The sequence below is a fragment of the Xanthomonas sp. NCPPB 2632 genome, from assembly GCF_041228075.2.
Lineage (GTDB): Bacteria > Pseudomonadota > Gammaproteobacteria > Xanthomonadales > Rhodanobacteraceae > Luteibacter.
Window position 1 is genome coordinate 4,065,699 of sequence record NZ_CM192979.1, and the last position, 17,982, is coordinate 4,083,680.

A 17,982-nucleotide genomic window follows, 5' to 3' on the forward strand; every position below is an offset into this window, starting at 1 on the left:
GTGATAATACCCCTGATATCTAGTCCGGCTCGCAATGATCGAAAAGCCGCTCGTGCCCCGCTGGATGGGCCGTCCGCTTCCCCACTCGTGCGTGTCGTTTCTAACCCTTCCCCTGGGAGCGAGTCGTGTCCATCGCCGCCAAGTTCGAAATCGAATACCTGCAGTACCTTGACCAGGATGGCAAGGAAACCGGCAAGGAGCTCCCCGCCTTCGCCAAGGACCTCGACCATATGGTCGAGCTCTACAAGCTGATGGTGTCCACCCGTGTGTTCGACGCCAAGTCGATCGCGCTGCAACGCACCGGCAAGCTGGGCACCTACGCCTCGTGCCTGGGCCACGAGGCCGCGCACGTCGGCATCGGCAGCGCCATGCGCCGGGAAGACTCCCTGGCCGTGTCCTACCGCGAATACGGCGCGCAACTGTATCGCGGCGTGAAGCCACGCGAGGTCTACACCTACTGGGGTGGCGACGAGCGCGGCAACGATTTCCAGGACGCCCCGGCGCACGACTTCGCCTGGTGCGTGCCCATCGGTACCCAGTGCCTGCACGCCGCCGGCTCGGCGCTGGCCTTCAAGATCCGCAAGGAGCCCCGCGTGGCCGTCTGCACCATCGGTGACGGCGGCTCGTCCAAGGGCGACTTCTACGGCGCCATCAACGTCGCCGGCGCGCAGAAGCTGCCGATGGTCGCGGTGATCGTCAACAACCAGTGGGCCATCTCGGTGCCCCGCCGCATCCAGAGCGGTTCCGGCACGCTGGCCCAGAAGGGCATCGCGGCCGGCCTGCCCTGCATCCAGGTGGACGGCAACGACATCATCGCCGTGCGCGCCGCCATGGAGATCGCCCTGGATCGCGCCCGCAACGGCGAAGGCGCCAGCGTGATCGAAGCGGTGACCTACCGCCTCGGCGACCACACCACCGCCGACGATGCCCGCCGCTACCGTGGCGAGCAGGAAGTGAAGGACGCCTGGGAGCGCGACCCTGTACCGCGACTGCGCAAGTGGCTCGAAGCCAAGGGCAAGTGGGACGACGCGAAGGAAGAGGCCTGGAAGACCGAGTGCGACGACTGGATGGACAACGAAGTAAACGCGTACCTGGAAACGAAGAACCAGCCGGCAACGGCCATGTTCGACTACCTGTACGCCGAACTCCCGGCCGACCTCGAAGCGCAACGTGACTACGTCGCTTCCCTCGATCGCACGTCGTAAGGACTCCTTCCCATGGCACAAATCACTCTTATCGAAGCGGTGACCCAGGCGCTCGCCTATGAAATGCGCAACGACGAAAGCGTCGTGGTGCTCGGCGAGGACGTCGGTGTCAACGGCGGCGTGTTCCGCGCCACCCAGGGCCTGCAGGAGCAGTTCGGCGAGATGCGCGTCATCGACACGCCGCTGGACGAAGGCACCATCGCCGGCCTGACCATCGGCCTGGCCGTGCAGGGCATGAAGCCGGTGGCCGAAGCCCAGTTCGAAGGCTTCATCTACCCGATGATGGAACACATCGCCTGCCATGCCGCCCGCATGCGCAACCGTACCCGTGGTCGCATGACCGTGCCGGCCGTGTGGCGCGCCCCCTGGGGCGGCGGTATCCGCGCGCCGGAGCATCACTCCGAGGCGAACGAGCACCTGTTCACCAACATCCCCGGCCTGCGCGTGGTCATGCCCTCGTCGCCGGCGCGTGCCTACGGCCTGCTGCTGGCCGCCATCCGCGATCCGGACCCGGTGATCTTCTTCGAGCCCAAGCGCATCTACCGCCAGTACAAGGAAGAGGTGCCCGACGACGGCGAGGCGCTGCCGCTGGATGTCTGCTTCGTGCTGCGCGACGGCACCGACGTCACCCTGGTGACCTGGGGCGCGCAGGTGAAGGAATGTCTGGAAGCCGCCGACGAACTGGCCCAGCAGGGCGTCAGCGCGGAAGTGATCGACGTGGCCACGCTGACTCCGCTCGACTTCGACACGATCGCGGAATCGGTGACCAAGACCGGCCGCTGCGTCATCGTGCACGAAGCGCCCAAGACCGCCGGCTTCGGTGCCGAGATCGCCGCCCGCCTGGCAGAGGAATGCCTCTACAGCCTGCTCGCCCCGGTGCAGCGCGTGACCGGTTTCGATACGCACATCCCGCTGTTCCGCCTGGAAATGAAGTACCTGCCCAGCGTCGAACGCATCGTCGAAGCCGCCCAGCGCACGCTCGCCGCCTCCTGAGGAACGTAATAGACATGGCCGACATCAAGACCTTTTACCTGCCGGACCTCGGCGAAGGCCTGCCCGACGCGACCGTCGTGGAATGGCACGTCAAGGAAGGCGACACCATCAAGCTCGACGCCCCGCTGGTGTCCATGGAAACCGCGAAGGCCGTCGTCGACGTGCCGTCGCCGTATTCCGGCACCGTGAAGAAGCTGCACGGGGGCGTGGGCGACATCATCGAGACCGGTGCCTCGCTGGCCGATTTCGAGATCGACCCGAATGCGCGCCAGCGTGCCGAGGCCGAGTCCACGGGTCACCACCACGGCCCGAAGAAGAGCGTCGGCAGTCCCGCCGCGGATGACGCGAGCAAGGTCGTCGCCTCCGACGACGGCGGCGAGATCGAATCCGACGGCAAGGCCCCGGCACAGCGCGAAGACGAAGGCACCGTGGTCGGCGCCATGGTCAGCGGTAACGCCGTGCACACCGAGCAGGTCTCCAGCGCCGGTGGCGTCAAGGCCGTGCCGGCCGTGCGCGCGCTGGCGAAGAAGATGAAGATCGACCTCACCCGCGTGCAGCCCACGGGCGCGGGTGGCGTGATCACCATGGCGGACGTGAAAAACGCAGCGGCCAACGGCAGCGCCACACTCGGTGCCGCCGGATCGGCTTCCGCCGCGCCCGCACGCCCTGCGTCGGCACAGCACCTTGCGCCAACGCTACCCGAGCCGGGCCCCGCCCCGTCGCGCACGCCGGTGTCGCTCGCCGGCAAGGCCGTGCGCACGGCGCCCCCGGGCAAGGACAGCATGGGCCAGCCGGAACAGCTGAAGGGCGTTCGCCGCAACATGGCGCGCGTGATGGCCGAGGCACACGCCAACGTCGTGCCGACCACCATCGTCGACGATGCCGACCTGCACGCCTGGATCGGCAAGCAGGACATCACCGCGCGCCTGATCCGCGCCATCGTGACGGCCTGCAAGACGGTGCCGGCGCTCAACGCCTGGTTCAACGGCAAGGACCTCACCCGCACGCTGCACCCGCACGTGGACATCGGCATCGCGGTGGACACGGAAGACGGCCTGTTCGTGCCGGCCCTGCGTAATGCCGACGTGCTCGACGGTGCCGGCGTCCGCGCCGCGATCAAGCGCCTGCGTTCGTCGGTCGAAGATCGCAGCATCCCCGCATCGGAGCTGTCCGGCTACACCATCAGCCTGTCCAATTTCGGCATGTTCGCCGGCCGTTACGCCACCCCGGTGGTCGTACCGCCCACGGTCGCCATCGTCGGCGCGGGCAAGCTGAGCCACGACGTGGTCGCCGTGATGGGTGGCATCGAAGTACATCGCCGCATGCCGCTGTCGCTGACGTTCGATCACCGCGCCGCCACCGGCGGCGAGGCTGCGCGGTTCCTGAAGGCGATGATCGACGATCTGGGGTTGCCGCAGTAATAGCGGGTTGGCGCAGTAACCGGGGTGCAGTCGTAATCCCGGGTGTTTTTTCGCGCACATCGTGCGCTCCTACATGACCGGGTACTAACGGCGTTTGTAGGAGCGCTCGATGTGCGCGATGCTCTCCCCCAACGCAACCGACCTGCGCAACGCAGGCCATACGGGAGGGCATCCATGCAGTTCTTCGAGATCCACCACTTCGCCGGCCATCTGAACGAAACCTTCGAGGCCGACGTCGATACCGGCGACGGCAATGCGCCCTTCGTGCTGGTGGAAGTGCAACCGCTGCCCGCGGCGTCGTCGTTTCGACAGGCGTTTTCCCTGCTGTTCCACAACACCGCGGCGATCCTTTTCGCCCAGCGCACCTATACGATGCGCCATCCGCAACTGGGCGAATTCGGCATCTTCCTCGTGCCCATCGCGCGCGACCGCAACGGCTTCGTTTACCAGGCCGTCTTCAACTAGACCGCATGCGCCGGTGCATGCCACCGGCCTCGCCTTCGTCGACGAAACCCAGCCGCGTGTACAGCCGTAGCGCGGACCGATTATTGACGGCCACGCTGAGCGTCACGACGGGTGCGAGTGCACGGGTCGCGTGCAGCAACGCCGTGCCGATGCCCTGGCCACGCATGGCCGTCACCAGGGCGATGTCGACGACATGCCACGCCTGGTCGGTCACATCGAGATAATACCGCCCGATGTCACGGCCGTCGCGTTGCAGGAGGAAGAAATGTGCGTCCGGAAAGTGACGCACGAAGTGCATGTGCTGCATGCCGAACTGCTGGTCGGCGAAGATGGCCCGGGTTTCTTCCGGCCAACCGGTGGTGGCCAGCTCGTCGTCACGCGTCTGGCGGTAAAGCGTGCGAAGGAACGGCAGGTCGTGGTAGGTGCATGCACGCAGGTGCACGCCGACAGTGGACAGTGACGCCGCCAGCGCGTCGCTGGCAACGCCGGCAGCAGGAAATCCGGGCAGCGCCATCAGTCGAACTGCGGATAAACGCCCTGCAACGCGATGCAGAAATTCAACGCAAGGAACGGCTGCCGGTTTTCATGCGGCAGGCCGGAGCCGGTCTGCTGGATGGCCACGGGAGACATCGTGGTGGACGGTGTGGCAGCCGGAAGGAATGGCGATGTGGTACTGGGAGTGACCAGGGCACTACCCGACGACGGCACCGACGTTCGCTTGGTCTGGTCGCGCTGCACGTACACCGTGGCACTGTGCCCGTGCGAGGGCATCTCGGGCAACGTCAACGCATGCTGAAACTCGCCGTACGTATTGCCTGCCGATCGCGCTGTCAGCCCGGGTCCGGCGCCGATACCCCCGGGCGCCCGCGACGTGAGGTTGGGCAGCATGAAGGTGGTCGAACCGTTGCCGCCATAGGTGACCCCAAGCAGGGAATACAGCGCCGAGTACTGCATCATCGGCAACGTCGCGCCGTTACAGAACGCCCAGTCGACGGGAGCGAAGTCGAAGGCGAAAAGCTGGATTTCGCCGAAGTAGGGTTCGGTCATGTCGTAGTCGCCTGGCGAGGGATCAAGGAGGAGTGGGATAGATGCCGAGATACGCGATGTAGAACGGTACGCTCAGCGTCGGCATGAGGTTGTTGTGCGGCTGCGAACCACCCTGGTTGCCCACCGCCGATGTCGCCATGGTGTAACCGGTCAATCCGGTGATGTCAGGGGTATACATCGTGTCCGGCGCGATGCCGCCGAGCACGGCGGATGCGCCTGGCGTCGCACTGGTCCCTGTGTCGGTCGTCGCCACGGCTATGTGGTTGTGCATGGGCAGTTGCGGCGTCGACAACGTCACCGTTTCAGTGCCGGACTTCTGTCCCACGACATAGCTGCCCAGCCCAGGCCCCTGACCCTGCCCGATCGGCAGGCGACCACGCATATCCGGAACACCGAAGGTGTTGACTCCGTCACCGCCGTAGGTGGTGCCCAGCAACACATACAGCACCTGGTAATCGCTGATCGAGACCAGGCTGCCGTCGCAGGCAAGCCAACCCTGCGGAACGCGACTGAAGCCGAGCATGCGAATCTCGCCGACAAAGGGATCGGACATGAAAATCTCCTGGTTCGGCGTCAGCTACGTGTGGGGAAAATGCCGCCGGATATGGCGATGTTGAAACCGATCACATCGTAGGGCTGCAGGTTGGGATGCGGCTGGTTGCCGCCCGCCATGCCGATAGTGGAACCCATCAGCGGTGTCGGATGGGCCGGCGTGGCATAGAAGTTTTCCGCACCCGAGCCGCCGTACAACGCGTTGGTCGGCAACTTGAGCGTGCCTGCCGTCGTGGTGGCGTTCAAGGGATGCGTGTGGGCCGGCATCTGGCCCTGCAAAAGGGTCACGTTCTCCACGCCGGCAGCGGCGCCGACGGTATAAGCCGGCGGTTGCCAGCTGCCGTCAGCCGACGGCCCCGAGCCGACCGGCGTGCGGCTGCGCAGATCGGGCAAGGCGAACGTGGTGCGACCGTCACCGCCGAACTTCACGCCGAGCAGGGAATACAACGCCTGGTTCTGCTGCAGCGGCATCAACTGGCCGTTGCATGCTGCGAACCCCCTGGGTGCGAAGTTGAACCCCGCGAGCATGATCTGCCCGAGGAAATAGTTGCTCATCCGGTGTCCCCTGCTGGTTGGCTCGCGTGAGGCGGCGGTGCCCGCCTTGACGGACTTTCGTCCATGGCGTGAAGGTAAACAAGAGCCGGGATTCAAGTTCGCCCCAACGTTGCCGATTACACATGCTACTGAGACAAGACGGCTGCGCATAATGCGCTCGCTGGCTGCTGTTTCAGCCGGGGACACAGGGGATTACATGACATCGTTCTTTTTTCGCGGCCGCCATGCGGTCGTGCAGGCTCGCGCGCGTTCGCGCGTGGCAACGTGGCTGTTCGGCTTCTGCCTGCTCATGCTGGGTGGACTTGCCCATGCCGCGGGCTGCCAGCCCCAATCGATCGTCGTCGCCTCCGGGGGCACGGTCGTCACGGACCTCAGCAACTGCACGATCAGCGGCATCAACGGGTATCAAAGCCCGCCGCAGCACGGAACCAACGACCCCCGGAACAACAATTCCACCGGCCTGGTGTACTACACCAACAACGGCGACGGCTCGGCCACCGACAGCTTCTCCGTCATCGACGGTGACGACGGTTCGGTCATCCCCTTTAGCGTCACGGTGCAGCAGTCGGGTCCGTCCATCACGACGACCACCCTTCCCGACGCCACGGTCGGCACCGGGTACAGCCAGTCACTGGCCGCCTCCGGTGGTTCGACGCCATACACCTGGACGCTGACCGGTGGCGCGCTACCCGCCGGCATCACGCTTTCCTCCGCGGGTGTCGTCAGCGGCACGCCAACCCAGGCCGGCAGTTTCAATCCCGTGTTCACGGTCACCGACAGCGGCAACAACACCGCATCGCGCACCATCGCCATCAACGCGGCCGCGCCGACACTGGCGATCGCGCCGACTACCCTGCCCGACGGCGTGGCGGGTACGGCGTACAGCCAGGCCCTCAGCACGTCTGGCGGTACCGCGCCGTACACCTATGCGGTAAGCAGCGGCACGCCTCCGCCCGGGATCACCGTATCCAGCGGCGGTAACGTGTCCGGCACGCCCAGCACGCCCGGCAACTACAGCTTCACCGTGCGCAGCACGGACAGCTCCACGGGTACCGGCGCGCCGTTCAGCACGACGCGGACCTACTCCGTCACCATCAGCGCACCCACGATCACGGTCGCTCCGGCCACCTTGCCGAACCCGACGGTCGGTACCGCGTATTCGCAGATCATCAGCGCCTCGGGAGGCACCGCGCCGTATACCTTCGCGGTCACCGCGGGCGCGCTCCCAGCCGGCATAAGCCTCGCCGGCGGCGGCACGCTCAGCGGCACCGCGACCTCAACGGGTACGTTCAACTTCACGGTCACCGCCACCGACAACGGCGGCTTCACCGGCAGCCGTGCCTACACCATCACGGTGGCGGCACCGACGATCGTCGTCGCACCGGCCAGCCTGCCCAACGCCACGGCCGGTCAGGCGTACTCCAGCACGGTCACGGCCAGTGGCGGTACCGCGCCGTATTCGTATGCTGTCACGGGCGGCACCCTGCCCAGCGGCATCACCCTTTCACCGACCGGCGTGCTCTCCGGCACGTCCACGGTAGCCGGCACGTTCAACTTCACCGTGAGCGCCACCGACAGTTCCAGCGGTTCCGGTGCACCGTTCAGCGGCTCGCGTGCGTACTCGCTCACCGTCGCCGCACCCAGCGTGGTGGTTGCACCGGCCACGCTGCCGAACCCGACGGTGGGCACGGCGTACTCGCAGACCGTGACCGCCTCGGGCGGCACGGCACCGTACACGTTCGCCATCACCGCGGGCGCGACGCCGTCCGGCCTGAGCCTCAGCGCGGCCGGCGTGCTCAGCGGTACGCCGACGTCCTCGGGGGCATTCAACTTCACCGTCACCGCTACCGACGGCAACAACTTCACCGGCAGTCGCGCCTACACCGTCAACGTCGGCGGCGCGGCGCTGGTGCTAACGCCCACCAGCCAGCCCACGGCGCATGTGGGCCAGGCCTATGCCGCGTCGTTCTCGACGACGGGCGGCACCGCGCCTTACCACTACACGGTGACCGGCAACCTGCCGACCGGGCTTGCCCTGGCCGACAACGGCACCCTCAGCGGGACGCCGACGCAGGCCGGTAACTTCCCCGTGGCCATCCATGTCGCGGACAGCAGCACCGGCGCGGGCAGCCCCTTCACCGCGACGGTCAACCTGACGCTGGCTGTCGATGCCGACCCCCTCGTGCTGACACCGGCGAGCCCCGCGCTGACGGCCACCTATGGCGCCAGCAACAGCATCACCTTCACCAGCAGCGGTGGCTCGGCGCCACGCACGCTGTCCCTCACGGGCGCGCTGCCCGCGGGCATGAGCTTCGACGCGACGTCCGGCGTGCTCTCGGGTACGCCGACCGTCACCGGCAGCTTCCCGTTCACCGTGACGGTGACCGATGGCAGCCTGACGCCGGCGACACTCAGCCGGAACTACACGCTGACCATCGCCGCCGTTACCGTGGTCGTCAGTCCGGCTACGCTGCCCGGTGGCACCGTGGGCAGCGCCTATGGCGCAACGCTCGGCGCCAGCGGCGGTGCGGCACCGTACACCTTTGCGGTAAGCGCGGGCGCCTTGCCCGAAGGCACCACGCTGTCGTCGGCGGGTGCGCTCGCCGGCACGCCGACGCGCAGTGGTCCGGTGACGTTCACCGTCCGTGCCACGGACGTGCACGGCATGGCCGGCACGCAGGCGTACTCGGTCACCATCGGCGATGCCGTCCCCGTGGCGGTCGCCGACACGGCCAGCACCGCAGCCAACCAGCCGGTGACGATTCCGGTCACGGCGAACGACACCGGCGTGATCACGTCGGTGGCCGTCGCCACGGCACCGACGCATGGCGCCACCGTGGTCGATGGCACGTCGGTGCGCTACACGCCCGCCACCGACTTCTTCGGCACCGACAGCTTCACCTATACGGCCATCGGACCGGGCGGACGCTCCAACGTCGCCACGGTGACGATCACCGTGCAGGCGGGCACCTTGCCCGTCGTGCCGGAACAGGTCGCCATAACGGGCGTGGCCGGCCAGACCATCAACGTGGATGCCACCCAGGGTGCCAGCGGTGGCCCGTTCACGGCGGTGACCGTGGTCACGCCACCCACCGTCGGCACGGCGACCGTCAACGGCACGACGATCGCCTACACCACGCCGGCGGATGCCAGCGGTACGCAGCGCTTCAGCTACACGCTCACCAACGTGTTCGGCGTGTCTCAGCCGGCCACGGTGACGGTGACGGTACAGCCGCGGCCGATGGCCGTGGCGCTGACCGCGACGGTCGGTGCCGGGCAGTCCGTGCAGGTGGACCTGACCAACACCGCGCGCGGCGGTCCGTTTACCGACGCCGCAGTGGTGTCGCTCTCGCCCGCGCAATCGGGTACGGCCACCATCGTGAAGACCGCCACGGGCTATCGCCTGGACTTCGCCGCCGCCGCGGCGTTCTCGGGCCAGGCCCAGCTGGTGTACACGCTGTCCAACGCCTACGCGGTGTCCCAGCCGGCCACGGTGACGATCACCGTGACGGCACGCCCCGACCCCTCGAAGGACGCGGAAGTCACCGGCATCCTCGGCGCGCAGGTGGATGCCACTCGTCGCATGGCCAGCGGGCAGATCAGCAACTTCCAGCAGCGCCTGGAATCGCTGCATAACGCCGCATCGTCCCGTTTCAGTAATGGCCTGAACTTCAGCTCCGGTGGCGGCCGCCAGGCCGTGAACGGCGACCGTCCGGGCAAGGGCGTGGCCGAGGCCATGAACGATCCCGACGCGCCCGCCTTCCTGCAGGCCGAGGCGCGTAGGGCGCCGACCCAGAGTGGACAGGCGTCGCCGGACGACGTGGCGTTCTGGACCGGCGGTGCCGTGAACTTCGGTGCGACCAACCGCGGCGCGGCCGCCAACGGCGTCGACTTCACCACCTCGGGTGTGAGCGTGGGTGCGGACAAGCGCCTGTCCAACGCACTGACCCTGGGCCTGGGTGTGGGCTACGGCCACGATGCCAGCGACATCGGCAAGATGGGCAGCCGCAACACCACCACCGCCTACAACATGGCGCTGTATGCCAGCCTGCGTCCGAGCGACAGCACCTATATCGATACCCTGCTCGGCTACCAGTGGCTGGACTTCGACGCACGGCGCTACGTGACGGCCGACGGCGGTCGTGTCACCGGCAGCCGCAACGGCAAGCAGGCGTTCGCATCGGTGGCCTTCGGCTACGAGCACGACGACGGCACCACGCGACTGACGCCCTACGGGCGACTGGACGTATCGCGCGCGCAGCTGGACGGCTACACCGAGCGTGGCGACGCCACCTATGCCCTCGACTACCGCGGGCAGACGGTGCGCACCTCCACGGGTGCCCTGGGCCTGCGGGCGGAGTTCCGCCTCAAGCGCGACTTCGGGGTGCTGGTGCCGCGTGTCCGCGTGGAATACCAGCGCGACTTCCAGGGCGCCAGCAACGCGACGATGTCCTATGCGGACCTGCTGGCCGGGCCGCTTTACCGGTCCAACGTGGGCGATACCGCGCGCAACCACACGTTGCTGGGTGTCGGCATCCAGGCGCAGTTCGACAGCGGATTGTCGCTACGCGCCGAATACCAGGCGCTGTTCGACTCGGGCACGCACGCCAACCAGTCGATCCTGCTGGGCATCGAGAAGACGTTCTGATCGGCGCGGCTCCACGCATCACCGCGATGCGTGGAGCCGCAGGTACATGAGCGTCAGGCGTTGCGCCGGCTGAAGCGCGCCCGCAGCCGCCGGTTCAGCGGATCGCCGTAGAAGCGGGCCACCAGCCACGCGCACAGGGCGGAAACCAGGAAGAAGACCAGCAACAACGGCAGCTTGCGCTCCGGCGTCAGGGTGGCCTTGGGCACCAGTTCACGCAGGATGCCCAGCACGATGATGTGGAACAGGTAGAGCTCGTAGCTGTGCGCGCCCAGCCACGCCAGGGGGGCACCGGCCCGACGGGCGAACGCACCGCCGGGCAGCGCGGCGACCGCGACCAGGAACACCGCCGCCGCAATACCCATCTGCGTGGCGCCGAAGGCCTCGTTGCCGTCGATACCCCGCATGTATACCCAGCCCATCGCCAGCAGGGCGAGCAGCGCCACCCACCGGCGTAACACCGGCGTCCAGACCACCTCGCGCGCGGCGACCGCTGCCGCGCAGCCGTAGACCAGCATGTCCACGCAGGCCAGGTTGCCGTACAGGTAGAACAGCTCGTTGTCGTCGTGCAGCCAGCGGTAGGCCGGGCCGATGACGAGGCCGGCACAGCCGATGACCACACGCTGCCAGGGCCGGCGGGCGATGAGCAACACCAGCGGGTAGACGAGGTAGAACACCTCTTCGACCGACAACGACCAGTAGACGTTCATCGCGTAGTTGAAGTAGCCGACCGACCCCATCAGCACGTTGTGCCAGAACGTCAGTACCGAAAGACCGGCGATGACGAAGAAGCCGTTGCCCAGCGGCACGCCCTCGTGCACGTTGGAAAAGTCCGGCAGCCCCGCCAGGCCAAGCACCGTGATGATCGCCAGCGCCAGCATCATGGACGGGTAAAGGCGGAACAGGCGCAGGCGATAGAAATGCCCCAGGTCGATACCGCCCAGGCTGCCGTAGCGCCGAAGCATGTTCGAGGTGATCAGGAATCCCGAGATCACGAAGAACACGGACACGCCATAGTTGCCGTTGTAGAAAAGCGTCCGCAGCGTATCCACCGGCACCCAGTCTGCCAACGGGCTGCGATGCAGCCGGTAGGTCAGCGAGAAGTGCAGCAGCATCACCATGACGATGGCCACGCCGCGCAGCAGGTCGATGTAGAGGTTGCGCCCGGCGTGTCCGGCGTTGGTGGGCGGGACGGGCGGCATAGGCATCGCTTCCTGGCATCGGACCGGGCAGTCCGTGGTTTATGTTCCTGCCGCAGATCGGCCGGTGTACCCTAGGCGGATGCTCAACAATGACACACTCCGCAGCATCCGCTACATGCTCGACCTCGGCGAGGTCCATGTGGTCGAGATCCTCAAGCTCACCGGCTTCGAAGCCACCCGCGAACAGGTCGATCCCTGGCTGCGCAAGGAAGACGAGCCCGGCTTCGTCGAGATGCCCGATGCCGCCCTGGCCCACTTCCTCGACGGCCTTATCCTGCACCGCCGTGGTCGCGACGAAAGCCAGCCGCCCAGGCCGGTGGAGACCCGGGTCAACAACAACGTGGTGCTGAAGAAGCTACGCGTGGCCTTCGAGCTCAAGGAAGACGACATCCTGGCGCTCATGACCAACGCCGGCTTTCGCGTCTCCCGTGGCGAGATCAACGCCCTGTTCCGCCAGCCCAAGCACAGCAACTTCCGCCTCTGCGGCGACCAGTTCCTGCGCAACTTCCTGAAGGGCCTCACCGGCAAACTGCGCGGCGCCTGACCAGACGGCCGCTCACGTGTGAGCCCGCGGGCTGCACATGGCGACGCGCTTACCGGCGCTCGCCGCGCTTCCAGACGACCTGGCGGACGATCAGCGCCAGCGCCAGCACGGCCACGAACGCGCCGTATCCCCACAGTGCCGGCACCACCTGTTGCCAGATGGCGCCACTCTTCGGGCCGAAGCTATCGGCCGGTGGCAGTTCCACCGCGTCGAACGAGACCAGGGCCGCCTGGATCGACGCGACGACCGCCGCGACCAGCGCCAGCACGTCGAACGCGCGGCGGGTGGCGTTGGTCACCAGCGACTTCGGGTACTGCCAATAGGCCCAGCCCAGCACGATCAACCAGGGCGCCAGCAGCATCAGGGCCAGGTAGCGCATGGCTCAGCTCGCCTTCTTCGCCGCCGCTTTGGCCGCGGCCTCGTCCGCCGTGACGGCAGCGAGTGCGTCCAGCGCCGCACGAACGCGGGCCTCGGCATCCGCGTGGCTGGCTTCATCGGTGAAGGACGGACCTGTGGCTACCGTGGCGCCATCGACTTGCAACCCCAGGTGATCGCCGACAGCGGCGAGCGAGGCAGCCGCCCCGCCCAGCGTCGCCAGCGACTGACGCAAGGCACCGGCCGCCTTGGGATCGGCAAACGCCTTCGACAGCAGCAGTTCGGCGCCATCCGCATCGAACAGGCGGAAGCGGAAGCTGCCGTCGTCGTCGCGGAAGCTGGCGATGCGCGGCGGACGCGCCTTCGGCGCAGCGGCCGGCGCCGCGGGCGATGTAACGTCCGCCTGGCGGCGGTAGCGCGGGCTGCGCAGGCCGACGGCTTCGCGCAGCGTCTCCAGCAGCGGCCCGGCCACGGCACGGGCCCTGGCGGCACCGGCCAGCAGCACGTCTTCCATGTCGTCCGGGCGTGCCATCAGCGCCTCGTAACGCTCGCGCATGGGCGCCACGTCGGCTTCGATGCGGTCGAACAGGGCCACCTTGGCTTCGCCCCAGCCCATGCCGCCCTGCAACGACTGCTCGAAGGCCACGGTTTCGGTCGGCGAGGCGAACGCCTTGAAGATCGTGAACAGCGCGGCGTCCGCGGTGTCCTTCGGCTCGCCCGGCGCGCGCGAATCGGTGACGATCTTCATGATCGCCTCGCGCATGCCCTTGGCCCCGCCCTCGAACAGCGGGACGGTGTTGTCGTAGCTCTTGGACATCTTGCGACCGTCCAGGCCCGGCAGCGTGGCCACCTGCTCCTCGATGTGCGCCTCCGGCATGACGAAGAACTCGCGGCCGTAGGTGTGGTTGAAACGCTGCGCGATGTCACGCGCCATCTCGATGTGCTGGATCTGGTCGCGGCCCACCGGCACCTTGTTGGCGTTGAACGCGAGGATGTCCGCGGCCATCAGCACCGGGTACATGTACAGGCCCGCGGTGATGCCCGCATCCGGGTCTTCCTGGCCGTCGACGTTGCGATCCACGGCGGCCTTGTAGGCATGGGCACGGTTGAGCAGGCCCTTGCCGGTGACGCAGGTCAGCAGCCACATCAGCTCCGGCACTTCGGGAATATCCGACTGCCGGTAGAAGGTGGCGACGTTCGGGTCGAGGCCGGCGGCCAGGAACGTGGCGGCGATCTTCATGCGCGAGGCTTCGACGCGGTCGGCGTCGTCGCTCTTGATCAGCGCGTGATAGTCGGCCATGAAATAGAAGGCATCGACGTTCGGGTCCTTGCTGGCCAGGACGGCCGGACGGATCGCACCGACGAAGTTGCCGAGGTGCGGCGTGCCGGTGGTGGTGATGCCGGTGAGGACGCGGGTATGCATGGGGACCTTGGGGCTACGGACGATAACCGTCCGAGTGTAGCCCGCGACTGCCCCGGCGGCGACCCGTGGCCGCCACCGGAGCCCGGGTCAACGCATGAGCGTGGATTTGCCGAACAGCGACTCGACCAGATCCACGGCCAGCTTCGCCGTCTGGTTGCGCTTGTCGAACGCCGGGTTGAGCTCGACGATGTCCAGCGAGCCGACCCGGCCGGTGTCCGCGATCATTTCCATGACCAGCTGGGCCTCGCGGTAGTTGGGGCCGCCACGCACGGTGGTACCCACGCCCGGCGCGATCGAAGGGTCGAGGAAATCCACGTCGAAGCTGACGTGCAGGTGGGTATTCGCATCCACGTCGGCCAGCGCTTCTTCCATCGCGGCCTTGATGCCGATCTCGTCGATGTAGCGCATGTCGTAGATATCGATGCCCACCTCGTGGACGAAGCGCTTTTCGCCCTCGTCCACCGAGCGGATGCCGACCTGGCGGAACACGTCCGGCGTGGTCGCCGGCACGGTGCCGCCGATATGGGTCAGCACGTCGGGACCATGGCCGCACAGGCAGGCGACGGGCATGCCGTGGATATTGCCCGACGGGGTGATCTGGCTGGTGTTGAAGTCCGCATGGGCATCCAGCCACAGCACGCGCAGCTTCTTGCCCGTCTCGCGGCAATGGCGGGCCACCGCGGAGATCGAGCCGATCGCCAGGCAGTGGTCGCCCCCGAGCATGATCGGCAGTTGGCCTTCGGTCAGCGCGGCATGGATGGCATCGTGCACGGCCGTGTTCCAGGCCACCACTTCGTCCAGGTGGCGGTAACCGTCCACCGGCGGCAGCCAGGGGTTGAGCGGGCCGGACAGGTTGCCGCGATCGACCACGTGCATGCCCCGACGGGACAGGCGCTCCGCCAGGCGGGCGACGCGCAGCGCCTCCGGCCCCATGGAGCTGCCACGGTGGCCGGCACCGATGTCGGTAGGGGCGCCGATCAGGGCGACGGAACGGGTAAGCGGGCTCATACGATAGGACTCAGCATCCCGCAAGTTTACATGGCGCCCGGAAACAGCCACGTTGCAGCGCGTCAGCGGGTAGCCGATGCCCGCAGCGAAGGACGACGAACGAACGGGACAGAGGCCGCGTGCGGATGCCCGCCAAATGGCGTAGACTTTCGCTCAAATGGAGAGAATTACGTCATGATTGCTTATGTCGCCGATGCCGACCCCATCCGTTATGAAGGCCGCGAGACGGTGCATAGCCGCATGGCCCGGCTGCTCGATCTCAAGCTCGAGTCGGATGCCGATGCCGTCCGGCTGGTCAGTCAGGGGATTTCGGTCCATTCCTATCGCCGTGTGGCCGACAAGCTGCATTTTCCCGCCAACCTCGTCGCGCCGGAAAGCACGGTGCGCCGTCGCCTCAGCGAAGGCCGCTTCAGCGAGGTCGAATCCGAACGCGTGGTGCGTGTCGCCCGGGTGTTCGCGGAAGCCGTCGAACTGTTCGGTGACGAGGCCATGGCGCTCACCTGGTTCAACACGCCGGCCGACTACCTGGACGGCGACCCGCCGGTCACCCCGCTGGCGCTTGCGGCCAGCGACAACGGCGCGCGGCTGATCGAAGCGCGCATCCTGCGCACCGCCCACGGCATGTTCTGATGCGCCTGTGGCGTATCTCGTCCTATCCCGGCCTGAGCGGAGTGGGCGGCCAGCATGCGGACGGCCGCTGGCACACGCGTGGCCGCGCCATCCTGTACACCTCCGAGCACCCTGCCCTCGCCATGGTCGAAGCCATGGCGCACATGCGCCTGGGCATCACGGCCATCCCGCTGACGCTCAAGCTTATCGCCATCGACGTGGACGACCGCGCCACCCTGGCGCCAACGCCCCGGCTGCCATCGGGCTGGCAGGCCAACGAGCCGACCAGCCAGGCCGTCGGCGACGCCTGGCTGGCCCGCAAGGATCACCTGTTGCTGCCGGTGCCGTCGGCCATCCTCGCGCATGCGACCAACGTGCTGGTGAATCCCGCGCATGCGGACATGGCGCGCTGCGTGACCGAGGTCGAAGTGGAGCCGTTCTGGTTCGATCGGCGCTATCTGCGCTGAGGGCTGGCTTCAGAAAAGCGACAGGTGACCGCCGCCTTCGACATAGGCGTCGTAGAACCGGCGCTTCGCCGCATCGAGCAGGGGCTCGCCCTGCATGCGATCGCCAAGATGCATCATCACCGGTGTGGCGGGGTCATAGCGCGGCCACACCGCTTGCCCCTTGGCGACAGGCCGCCCCGTCTTGACGAAGCCCAGCCAGTACGCGGTCATCGTATCGGCGATGACGCGATCGCGTGGCTGGAAAGCCCGTCCTTTCGTCGCATCGAGGTTACCCAGCGCATAGGGAATCTCCGAGCTGTGGAACGCACCGAAGGCTTCCGAACCGGGTTCGACATGATCGAACAGGTAAAGGTAGATCGGTTGGTGACTCGTGGCAGCGCGCGCCCTCGCCCAGCGCTCGGTGGCGGCAAGGCCTCGCTCACGGTGCATGCGCCGATCCGCTGCATCGGCGTCGCCGGATGATTCATCCGCCGTCATGCCGGCAAGGACAGGTGTGTCGATAAACGTACCGGCGACGCTGGCATAGGGGTCGGACGGAATCAGCCGTCCGTCGATCACCGGCGCGAACGTCATCATCCCTTCGTCGGCATGACGGGCCGCCTGCGCCACCTGCGATGCAGGCAGACGACGCAGTTCATCGACGGTGCGGACGCCCGCCGCGGCCAGGACTTTCTTGCCCGTTGCCTGCGCCTGCGCAAGGGTTCGGGGCGCTATGCCCATGCCGGGACCGCTTTGCGAGATGACCTGCTGGAACAGGCCTTTCGCGGCGGGCGCCATCATCAGGTCGTGGATCGCCATGGAGCCCGCCGACTGACCGGCAAGCGTGATACGCGACGGATCGCCACCGAATGCCGGCGCGTTCTCCCTGATCCAATGCAGTGCGAGCAGCAGGTCCTCAATGCCGTAGTTACCCGGCGCGCCCTCGGCGGCAGAGAGCTCCGGATGCGCAAGGAAACCGAAGACGCCGAGGCGGTAGTTCACCGTGATCACGATGATGCCGCCACGTGCCAGCGTCGCGCCGTTGTAGATCGGCACCGATCCCGAGCCACCGGCGAAACCGCCGCCGTGGACCCAGACCATGATCGGCAAGCCCACATGGGGCGCCGTGGCAGCGGACGGGCGCCAGACATTCAGCGAAAGGCAGTCCTCGCTCACCTCGCCCTGCACGAGGTACTCCGGCGTGTACGGACCGAAGCTGCCGCCGACGTCTTGCTGGCAGGCGGGGCCGAAGGCCGTCGCCATGCGCGTCGCCCGCCACGCGGAAGCCGGTCGCGGCGAGCGCCACCGGCCCTCACCCGCCGTGCTGGCACCGTAAGGGATGCCGAGGAAGGCATCCACGCCTGCGGACGTCGTACCGGCGAGGATGCCCTGCGTCACCCGCACTTGGGGAGGCTTCGCCATGCATGCCGCGCCTGCCAGCGTGGCGATGGCGATAACGGCGATGAAAACCCGTCGAACGTCGATCATGGAT

The 17,982-nt window shown here is 67.2% G+C and carries 16 protein-coding genes and 1 pseudogene; 8 read left to right on the forward strand and 9 right to left on the reverse strand.

All coding sequences use genetic code 11. The features are described 5' to 3' along the window. The first annotated feature begins 125 nt into the window (after positions 1-125). The 4 genes from pdhA to AB8808_RS17455 all read left to right on the forward strand — a co-directional run bounded on the left by pdhA (position 126) and on the right by AB8808_RS17455 (position 4,084). Positions 126-1,205, forward strand: coding sequence for a pyruvate dehydrogenase (acetyl-transferring) E1 component subunit alpha (gene pdhA / locus AB8808_RS17440; RefSeq protein WP_369930820.1), 1,080 nt, complete (start codon positions 126-128; stop codon positions 1,203-1,205). A gap of 12 nt (positions 1,206-1,217) precedes the next feature. Then, a complete protein-coding gene (locus tag AB8808_RS17445) occupies positions 1,218-2,198 on the forward strand; it encodes an alpha-ketoacid dehydrogenase subunit beta (protein ID WP_036139881.1) in 981 nt (326 codons plus the stop codon). 14 nt (positions 2,199-2,212) lie between these two features. Then, positions 2,213-3,619: a dihydrolipoamide acetyltransferase family protein gene (locus AB8808_RS17450; protein WP_369930821.1), complete on the forward strand. Its 1,407-nt coding sequence runs from the start codon at positions 2,213-2,215 to the stop codon at positions 3,617-3,619. 174 nt (positions 3,620-3,793) lie between these two features. Next, a complete protein-coding gene (locus AB8808_RS17455) occupies positions 3,794-4,084 on the forward strand; it encodes a DUF6916 family protein (RefSeq protein ID WP_285405669.1) in 291 nt (96 codons plus the stop codon). On the opposite strand, the gene AB8808_RS17460 is transcribed toward AB8808_RS17455, so the two are convergent. Genes AB8808_RS17460 through AB8808_RS17475 form a run of 4 tightly spaced genes read right to left on the reverse strand, consistent with a single transcriptional unit; the run spans position 4,077 to position 6,238 of the window. Continuing rightward, positions 4,077-4,598 (reverse strand): GNAT family N-acetyltransferase, encoded by a 522-nt coding sequence (locus AB8808_RS17460; protein WP_369930822.1) that lies wholly within the window; start codon positions 4,596-4,598, stop codon positions 4,077-4,079. The genes AB8808_RS17455 and AB8808_RS17460 overlap by 8 nt on opposite strands. Continuing rightward, entirely contained in the window at positions 4,598-5,131 is a 534-nt protein-coding gene (locus AB8808_RS17465; RefSeq protein WP_369930823.1) for a phage tail protein, read from the reverse strand. The genes AB8808_RS17460 and AB8808_RS17465 overlap by 1 nt, the downstream gene beginning before the upstream one ends. A 22-nt stretch (positions 5,132-5,153) precedes the next feature. Further along, positions 5,154-5,684: a phage tail protein gene (locus AB8808_RS17470; protein WP_369930824.1), complete on the reverse strand. Its 531-nt coding sequence runs from the start codon at positions 5,682-5,684 to the stop codon at positions 5,154-5,156. Positions 5,685-5,704: 20 nt separating this feature from the next. After that, positions 5,705-6,238: a phage tail protein gene (locus AB8808_RS17475; RefSeq protein WP_369930825.1), complete on the reverse strand. Its 534-nt coding sequence runs from the start codon at positions 6,236-6,238 to the stop codon at positions 5,705-5,707. A 631-nt stretch (positions 6,239-6,869) separates the two neighbouring features. Between AB8808_RS17475 and AB8808_RS17480 the strand changes: the two are divergent. Beyond that, positions 6,870-10,886: pseudogene (locus AB8808_RS17480) on the forward strand (putative Ig domain-containing protein); the annotation flags it as partial. A gap of 53 nt (positions 10,887-10,939) precedes the next feature. Here the strand turns inward: AB8808_RS17480 and AB8808_RS17485 are convergent. Beyond that, positions 10,940-12,085, reverse strand: coding sequence for an acyltransferase family protein (locus tag AB8808_RS17485; RefSeq protein ID WP_369930827.1), 1,146 nt, complete (start codon positions 12,083-12,085; stop codon positions 10,940-10,942). Positions 12,086-12,164: 79 nt separating this feature from the next. Here AB8808_RS17485 and AB8808_RS17490 point away from each other — a divergent pair, with 79 nt between their 5' ends. Continuing rightward, positions 12,165-12,629 (forward strand): YehS family protein, encoded by a 465-nt coding sequence (locus tag AB8808_RS17490; RefSeq protein WP_285405655.1) that lies wholly within the window; start codon positions 12,165-12,167, stop codon positions 12,627-12,629. A 49-nt stretch (positions 12,630-12,678) separates the two neighbouring features. On the opposite strand, the gene AB8808_RS17495 is transcribed toward AB8808_RS17490, so the two are convergent. The 3 genes from AB8808_RS17495 to rocF form a co-directional block, all read right to left on the reverse strand. Then, complete coding sequence (locus AB8808_RS17495; RefSeq protein ID WP_369930828.1) at positions 12,679-13,008, reverse strand: hypothetical protein; 330 nt, start codon at positions 13,006-13,008, stop codon at positions 12,679-12,681. 3 nt (positions 13,009-13,011) lie between these two features. Continuing rightward, entirely contained in the window at positions 13,012-14,427 is a 1,416-nt protein-coding gene (locus tag AB8808_RS17500; protein WP_369930829.1) for a tryptophan--tRNA ligase, read from the reverse strand. Between the two features lie 87 nt (positions 14,428-14,514). Continuing rightward, a complete protein-coding gene (gene rocF / locus AB8808_RS17505; protein ID WP_369930830.1) occupies positions 14,515-15,435 on the reverse strand; it encodes an arginase in 921 nt (306 codons plus the stop codon). 174 nt (positions 15,436-15,609) lie between these two features. Between rocF and AB8808_RS17510 the strand changes: the two genes are divergently transcribed. Next, positions 15,610-16,065 carry an Xre family toxin-antitoxin system antitoxin gene (locus tag AB8808_RS17510; protein ID WP_369930831.1) on the forward strand — a complete coding sequence of 152 codons (456 nt, stop codon included), beginning with the start codon at positions 15,610-15,612 and terminating at the stop codon, positions 16,063-16,065. Next, a complete protein-coding gene (locus AB8808_RS17515) occupies positions 16,065-16,511 on the forward strand; it encodes an RES family NAD+ phosphorylase (protein WP_354514700.1) in 447 nt (148 codons plus the stop codon). The genes AB8808_RS17510 and AB8808_RS17515 overlap by 1 nt, the downstream gene beginning before the upstream one ends. Before the next feature lie 9 nt (positions 16,512-16,520). Here AB8808_RS17515 and AB8808_RS17520 read toward each other — a convergent pair whose 3' ends face one another. After that, positions 16,521-17,978: a carboxylesterase/lipase family protein gene (locus AB8808_RS17520; RefSeq protein WP_369930832.1), complete on the reverse strand. Its 1,458-nt coding sequence runs from the start codon at positions 17,976-17,978 to the stop codon at positions 16,521-16,523. Between the last annotated feature and the right edge of the window lie 4 nt (positions 17,979-17,982).

What these genes read in the sequence shown, in the direction of transcription:
- AB8808_RS17460 (WP_369930822.1), bottom strand. Translation starts at nt 4,598, where the DNA reads ATGGCGCTGCCCGGATTTCCTGCTGCCGGCGTTGCCAGCGACGCGCTG.
- AB8808_RS17470 (WP_369930824.1), bottom strand. Translation starts at nt 5,684, where the DNA reads ATGTCCGATCCCTTTGTCGGCGAGATTCGCATGCTCGGCTTCAGTCGC.
- AB8808_RS17490 (WP_285405655.1), top strand. Translation starts at nt 12,165, where the DNA reads ATGCTCAACAATGACACACTCCGCAGCATCCGCTACATGCTCGACCTC.
- AB8808_RS17500 (WP_369930829.1), bottom strand. Translation starts at nt 14,427, where the DNA reads ATGCATACCCGCGTCCTCACCGGCATCACCACCACCGGCACGCCGCAC.
- AB8808_RS17495 (WP_369930828.1), bottom strand. Translation starts at nt 13,008, where the DNA reads ATGCGCTACCTGGCCCTGATGCTGCTGGCGCCCTGGTTGATCGTGCTG.
- rocF (WP_369930830.1), bottom strand. Translation starts at nt 15,435, where the DNA reads ATGAGCCCGCTTACCCGTTCCGTCGCCCTGATCGGCGCCCCTACCGAC.
- AB8808_RS17510 (WP_369930831.1), top strand. Translation starts at nt 15,610, where the DNA reads ATGATTGCTTATGTCGCCGATGCCGACCCCATCCGTTATGAAGGCCGC.
- AB8808_RS17485 (WP_369930827.1), bottom strand. Translation starts at nt 12,085, where the DNA reads ATGCCGCCCGTCCCGCCCACCAACGCCGGACACGCCGGGCGCAACCTC.
- AB8808_RS17445 (WP_036139881.1), top strand. Translation starts at nt 1,218, where the DNA reads ATGGCACAAATCACTCTTATCGAAGCGGTGACCCAGGCGCTCGCCTAT.
- AB8808_RS17520 (WP_369930832.1), bottom strand. Translation starts at nt 17,978, where the DNA reads ATGATCGACGTTCGACGGGTTTTCATCGCCGTTATCGCCATCGCCACG.
- AB8808_RS17515 (WP_354514700.1), top strand. Translation starts at nt 16,065, where the DNA reads ATGCGCCTGTGGCGTATCTCGTCCTATCCCGGCCTGAGCGGAGTGGGC.
- AB8808_RS17455 (WP_285405669.1), top strand. Translation starts at nt 3,794, where the DNA reads ATGCAGTTCTTCGAGATCCACCACTTCGCCGGCCATCTGAACGAAACC.
- AB8808_RS17450 (WP_369930821.1), top strand. Translation starts at nt 2,213, where the DNA reads ATGGCCGACATCAAGACCTTTTACCTGCCGGACCTCGGCGAAGGCCTG.
- AB8808_RS17465 (WP_369930823.1), bottom strand. Translation starts at nt 5,131, where the DNA reads ATGACCGAACCCTACTTCGGCGAAATCCAGCTTTTCGCCTTCGACTTC.
- AB8808_RS17475 (WP_369930825.1), bottom strand. Translation starts at nt 6,238, where the DNA reads ATGAGCAACTATTTCCTCGGGCAGATCATGCTCGCGGGGTTCAACTTC.